The organism is Blastopirellula retiformator, from assembly GCF_007859755.1.
Taxonomy (GTDB): domain Bacteria; phylum Planctomycetota; class Planctomycetia; order Pirellulales; family Pirellulaceae; genus Blastopirellula; species Blastopirellula retiformator.
In genome coordinates this window covers 1,763,122-1,769,121 of the sequence record NZ_SJPF01000001.1, presented here as the reverse complement: position 1 = coordinate 1,769,121, position 6,000 = coordinate 1,763,122, and the positions used below count along the sequence as shown (strand labels likewise).

General features: G+C 59.6%; 4 protein-coding genes. 2 read left to right on the top strand and 2 right to left on the bottom strand.

Going from position 1 to position 6,000, the window contains the following annotated elements:
* The first annotated feature begins 808 nt into the window (after positions 1-808).
* Positions 809-2,014, top strand: coding sequence for a 2,3-bisphosphoglycerate-independent phosphoglycerate mutase (locus tag Enr8_RS07395; protein WP_146429923.1), 1,206 nt, complete (start codon positions 809-811; stop codon positions 2,012-2,014).
* Between the two features lie 147 nt (positions 2,015-2,161).
* Positions 2,162-2,992 (top strand): ATP-dependent sacrificial sulfur transferase LarE, encoded by an 831-nt coding sequence (larE, locus tag Enr8_RS07390; protein ID WP_146429922.1) that lies wholly within the window; start codon positions 2,162-2,164, stop codon positions 2,990-2,992.
* A 115-nt stretch (positions 2,993-3,107) separates the two neighbouring features.
* Here the strand turns inward: larE and Enr8_RS07385 are convergent, their stop codons facing one another.
* Both Enr8_RS07385 and Enr8_RS07380 read right to left on the bottom strand, forming a co-directional pair.
* A complete protein-coding gene (locus tag Enr8_RS07385; RefSeq protein ID WP_246119967.1) occupies positions 3,108-3,989 on the bottom strand; it encodes a sugar phosphate isomerase/epimerase family protein in 882 nt (293 codons plus the stop codon).
* Between the two features lie 176 nt (positions 3,990-4,165).
* Positions 4,166-5,335, bottom strand: coding sequence for a DUF4912 domain-containing protein (locus tag Enr8_RS07380; RefSeq protein ID WP_261342426.1), 1,170 nt, complete (start codon positions 5,333-5,335; stop codon positions 4,166-4,168).
* Between the last annotated feature and the right edge of the window lie 665 nt (positions 5,336-6,000).

Sequence of the window (6,000 nt, the reverse complement as noted above, 5' to 3'; positions counted from 1 at the left end):
TCAACCGAACCAGCAGCGTCCCAAGATCAACCGTTAACCTACAAGCCCCTTCCCCTGCAAAAAAGAAAGAAGGGCGAAGGCCCGGAGAGGGTCTGCCTTGACAGGGGACTTCCTATAGGTGGCGCCAAGCAGGTTTGAGTGCGCAAGCCGAGGGAATGGGGTCGCCAACAGGACGACGCGCGAAAAAAACGTCGCGGTCCGGTCCAGTCGTCCTGCGAGAAAAGTCGAATCGGCGGTCCAGTCGGCTAAGCAGCTTTCTGGGTTTGCCGTATCGTTTGGAACGGGCTTGGGTTAGAGCAATGCGGGTCTGTTTTTGGTGGTTCGGCGGTGGTGGTAAAAAAATGGCGCGCGGTGGTCCAGTCCGGCGGCTCGAAGACATGCTTCAATCGCGCGAAGACGCGATAAGAGCGTGGCGCTAGGCATGCGAAAAAAATTCGCGGGCGAGTCCAGTGGAAATCAACGGGCGTGGATGGGTTGGCAGTGGAGGAAAAAACGGGGGCGACGGTCCAGTTTCCCGGTTCGTCCTTCGGGACTTCGTGCTTGATTCGACATTCGGGCTTCGACCTTCGCCATTTTCGTAAAACAGTCCGGTCCGGTCGCGGCGGCGGCAACTGCTCCGGCGGTATTTCCGGTTTCCAACCCCGTAAGGTCCCTATTTCTCCCTTCCATGGCTGTCGTGCCCGGTTGTGATCGCCGCGGAAAAGTCGATAATCAGCGCTGTCGCCGGTGGTTTTTCCTGACCGCCTGGGCGGCGAAGATTCCTTAACACTCCGTAGCCTCCCACAATCGCCGACCGAAAGACCGCCTCATGGACCAAATTGAACTCGTTCGCAGTCTGAAAGCCAAAAACGACTCGAAGATCGTCATGTATGTCGGCGATGGGCTGGGCGGCCTGCCCAAAGAGCCGGGCGGACCGACCGAATTGGAAGCGGCCAAGACGCCGAATCTGGACGCGTTGGCGGCTCGCGGCGTGCAAGGGGGCAGCATTCCGGTGAAGCCGGGCATCGCCCCGGGCAGCGGCCCGGGCCACTTGGGGCTGTTTGGCTATGACCCGCTGAAGTACCTGATCGGCCGCGGCGCCCTGGAAGCGACCGGCATTGGGCTGATCATGCAGGAAGGGGACGTCGCGGTCCGCTGCAACTTCTGCACGGTTGATAGCGACGGTTTGATCACCGATCGTCGCGCCGGCCGTATCCCGACCGAAGAAAGCGCTCCGCTGGCGATCAAGCTGCGGGAAGTAAAGATCGACGGCATCGAGATCATCGTCGAGCCGGTCAAAGAGCACCGCTTCGTTGTGCTGTTCCGCGGCGAAGGTCTGGGTGGCGACGTTCATGACACCGACCCGCAAGCGACCGGCGTGAAGCCGCTCGACCCAAAGGCGACCGACGCCGGCAGCGAAAAGACGGCCAAGGTGGCGCTCGAGTTCTTCAACCAGGCGAGCAAGTTGTTGGCGGGCGAGAAGAAAGCGAACTCGCTGACGATGCGGGGTTTCTCGGCCAAGCCGAGCATCCCGTCGTTTGAAGAAGTGTACGGCCTGAAGGCGGCCGCGATCGCCGTTTATCCGATGTACAAAGGTCTGGCCAGCCTGGTCGGCATGGACATCATCGGCGAGCCGCAAACGCTGGAAGAAGAGATTGACCTGCTGGAAAAGCATTGGGAAGAATACGACTTCTTCTTCGTCCACTTCAAATACACCGACTCGAGCGGCGAAGATGGCAACTTCGACCTGAAGGTGCAGCGGACCGAAGAGTTCGACGCCCAGGTGCCGCGGATCAACGCCCTGAAGCCGACCGTCACGATCGTGACCGGCGACCACAGCACGCCGTCGTTTTTGGCCAGCCACAGTTGGCACCCAGTGCCGACGCTGCTGGTGTCGGACTGCTGCCGCTACGACGGGCACACCAGCTTTGGCGAAAAGACGACGCTGACCGGCGGCCTGGGCCAGTTTGAAGCGCAGTACCTGATGACGCTGGCGATGGCCAACGCCGGCCGCTTGGGCAAGTACGGCGCCTAAGCGACCAGGTCAGCCAAGACGAAAAGCGAAGGAGCTCGCCCGAGAATCAGGCGGGCTCTTTCTGTGCCTGGGCCGATCAAAGCATACAATTAAAGAGCTATCCCACGTGTGCCACTGCTGGCTTTCCACCTTTCGAATTGAACGAGCGTGAACACCGTCGACAAAGCGGAACAACTGGTCAACCACATCGCGCTGCTTGAGCGCTGCGCGGTCGCCTTCTCGGGCGGCGTCGATAGCGCCGTGGTGGCGAAGGCGGCGCTGCTCGCCTTGGGCGATGACGCGGTCGCCGTGACGGCCAGCAGCCCGAGCGTTCCCCGCAGCGAGATCGAAGAGGCGAAGCGGGTAGCGGCCGAGATTGGCATTCGCCATGAGATCGTCGAGACGCAGGAAACGACGAACCCGCTCTATGTGCAGAACGCGCCCGATCGTTGCTTCCACTGCAAGACGGAACTTTACTCGCAGATTGAGCTGCTGGTCGGCAAGATCGATGCGCCGCTAATCTTGAACGGCGCCAACGTCGACGACCAAGGCGACCATCGCCCCGGCATGATCGCCGCCAAGAATCATGAGGTTCGCTCGCCGCTGATCGAGTGCGGGCGAACCAAAGCGGACGTGCGCGCATTGGCCAAGCACTGGAACCTTTCGGTTCACGACAAACCGGCGTCGCCGTGCCTAGCCAGCCGGATCGCCTATGGCGAAGAGGCGACGCCGGAGCGACTGGCGATGATCGAAGCGGCGGAAGCGTACCTGCGAGCGAATGGCCTGCGCGAGTTTCGCGTCCGCTACCACCGCGGCGACATTGCCCGGATTGAAGTGACGCCGGATCGGATCGCGGAGCTGGCGAGCGAGCCGCTCCGGAGTGATCTGGCGAGCAAGCTGCGCGAGCTGGGTTTTCGCGCGGTGACGTTGGACCTGGAAGGGTTTCGCTCTGGCAACTTGAACGGGTTTGTCGACTTGGCGGCAGTACGGATTCAATGAAAAACGGACGCCGTGAAGGGCGTCCGCTTGAGTTGATTTTGCACAGGTAAGGACATGCTCATCCGGCGAAGACGCCGCAAGAGCATGGCGCCAAACACCAGTGGAAGCAACGGCCTTAGCTGGCGAAGATCTTGTTCATGCGATCGGCGATCCAGGTGAGACGCTCTTTGTCGCCTCCTTGGATTTCGGCGGTTCCCCAACCGACGTAGCCAACCTTTTCCAACTCGTCCATGACCTTCGGCCAGTCAACGTCGCCCTCCATCAGCGGAGCGCCAAAACCAGGACCAGGCTTCGCGGCATAGTCCTTGATGTCGAGCTTTTTGATTCGCTTGCCAAGGATCGGCACCCATTCGTGCGGAGGCGAGTAACGGACGGTGTTGCCGACGTCAAAGTAGGCGCCGACCAGTTCCGAATCGAGTTCATCGATGAAGCGAGCGGTTTCGTTGGGATCGGTCAGGAAGTTGTTCCAGACGTTTTCCATCAGGATCTGGATGTTCAATTTTTCAGCCAGCGGCAACGCCTTGCGGATCTCGGCGATCGAACGTTCCCAGCACTCGTCGTAGGTGACTTCTCCCTTGACGACGCCAGGCACAAGCAGCACGCTGGTTCCGCCGTAATCCTTGGAAGCTTGCAGCGCTTCCGTCAGACCAGCTAGGCCCTTGGCCCGGACTTCTGGATTGGGGTCTGAGAGGGTGTCGTTCCAGTGGACCGAATCGACAACGCCATGCACCGGCAAGCCAGTGGCGTCAATCGCCGCTTTGACGACATCCGCGGAAGGCCCGCCGGGCGAGTTGAGTTCGACGCCGTCGTAACCGAGCTCCTTCAACACGCGAAACTTCTCTTCCAACGAGTCCGGCACGCCAACCATGCCGATCTTCACAGCCTTCTTGAAGCCGTTGGGGGTTGGCTCGGCCGCTTGAGCCGACATCGCGGAAAGTCCCATCGCTCCAGCGGTCAGGGCCGCAGACTGAACCATGAATTGACGACGAGTAGGCATCGGGAGGCTTTCTAGGCGGGAGATAAAAAACCGGTGAACTTCTTATTGAAGTCCACCGGCTGTCATGTTTCCACTCGCTGGTGTTCGCCCAACGTGCGTTTCTTCGCGGTGATGCCGCCAAGGAGGCGCGCTGGCGACAGGACTGCTCGAAGCCCCCCCTGTCAGACGCGGTTCGCTTAGTCGTTGCCGTCGTGCGAAACCGGGTCCATGACCTTGGTGTTCCGCTCGATCGCCAAGGCGATGGTGCGTTGCTCCAAGCCATCGTGGCTGCGGGCGACAATCGGGAAGATCTGCCGCTTGTCGGGCAGGTTCATCTTCACCAGGAAGGCGCCATCTTCGTGGACCTTCACCGGGTCGCCTGAGAGCGTGACGTAGGCGCCGGTGCGAGTCCGACCGTAGACGATCATCTCGACATCGACATCCAACTCAAACTCAGGGCGTCGACGATGCAGACGCTCGGCCACTTTGCCCAACTGAGCGCCCAGCGGTTCGCCGATCGGGCGGCTAAAGCGCTCTTCGAGCAACTCCTTCAGTTCGCGGCTGACGTTCTCGTCGTCATTACCGCCGCTGAGGGCGTAGATGCGATCGACGTTTTCGGCGACGTCGCTCCAGTTAGCGTCGACATCGTCGCAAGCGCCTGGCTCCGGCGTCGTGACCAGGTTGCTGCGCGACAAGGCGTGGAACTTGCCCGAGGCCGAGACGTAGCCGATGATCGCGCGAAAGCTCTTCGGCGGATCGTTGACGTCGATGTACCAATTGCGAACGCCGCCATGGATATCGATCTGGCGCACGACCCGCTCCGCGGCGCCGCCATCGACTTCCATCAACCGCAACACGGGACGAGCGGTGTGCCAATGTTCGGCCAGCGCGGCTTTGGCCCGCTGGATCGACTTGCGCGAAATTTCCCAGTAGGCGTGCAGCCAGAAAGAATCACGAACCATCAGCACAACGCGATCTTGGCCCGCTTCGTGATCGGTATGCGAAATATCTTTGAGTTGCTCTCGTCGCTGGTGTGCATCCTGGATTTCGCGTACGACCTTGGGATTCGATTTCTCGACCCGTGCGGCGCCGTTCTTGGCGGAAGCCGGCTTTGGCGAAGCGGCCGAACGGCTTCGCTTGACGCCATTGGATTTGGTCGTTGCGGCTGCTCCCTTGCTCGCCCTGGCGGCAGTTGAGGTCTTGCGGCCCGTTTGGGTTCGATTGAGCTTCAAGATCGCTTTGACAAGCTCATCTTTTCGCATCGAATGCCAGCCGCTTACTCCACGGCTCTTCGCCATTTGAGCAAGATCTTTCGCGGTATACTCTTTAAGAGACGCTGCGGTAATCAACAGACTAGTCCTCCACACGTCGGCCCGACCAAGCGAGCGGCGCACTTCTGCCGCTGTTATGCACGCTTGGTGCGGATTGGTTTGTCCCGGTTATTTCGTCCGTGAAAGAAATGTCTTGAACCGCATTGCCCCAATTCCGTTTGATTGGGCAACGTTCGGCGTCGGTTCAGTTCACGAAAAGGAGTGCAGCGGCCGCGTTTACGTAAATCCAAGGGTCTTGAGATTTAACGGCTACGCAACCTTTACCTTGGGGAGCAACTTCTCTGTTTGTCCGTAGAGAGACTCGCTTGCGCGTCTTGTAGGTAGGACCGCTGGTCGTGGCGAGGATCAGATCCGTTGATGGGACTCGGAGGTTTAGGGAATTAGGGATACTGGCCAGCCTCTTGGCAGGGCCCAAAAACCAACCTAACCGAGGTAACTTCCTACACCCACTCAGAGGTATTAACAATAGTCATCTCCAAGAACCAGTCTATCGAATTTGCGGCTTCAACGCAATCAAAAACTCCCCCAGATGGCCGACAAAGGGGAACCTTTATAAAAGCTAGCTATTCTCACGCGGCCCCTCCGCAGCAAATCCCAGACTTGCCAGGAGAATTGCAACTCTTTTCACGGCAATAAATTACGGCGGACGAAAAAGTTCGTGAATTTTTGCACGATCTCGCCGCCAGCTCATTGACCACCCC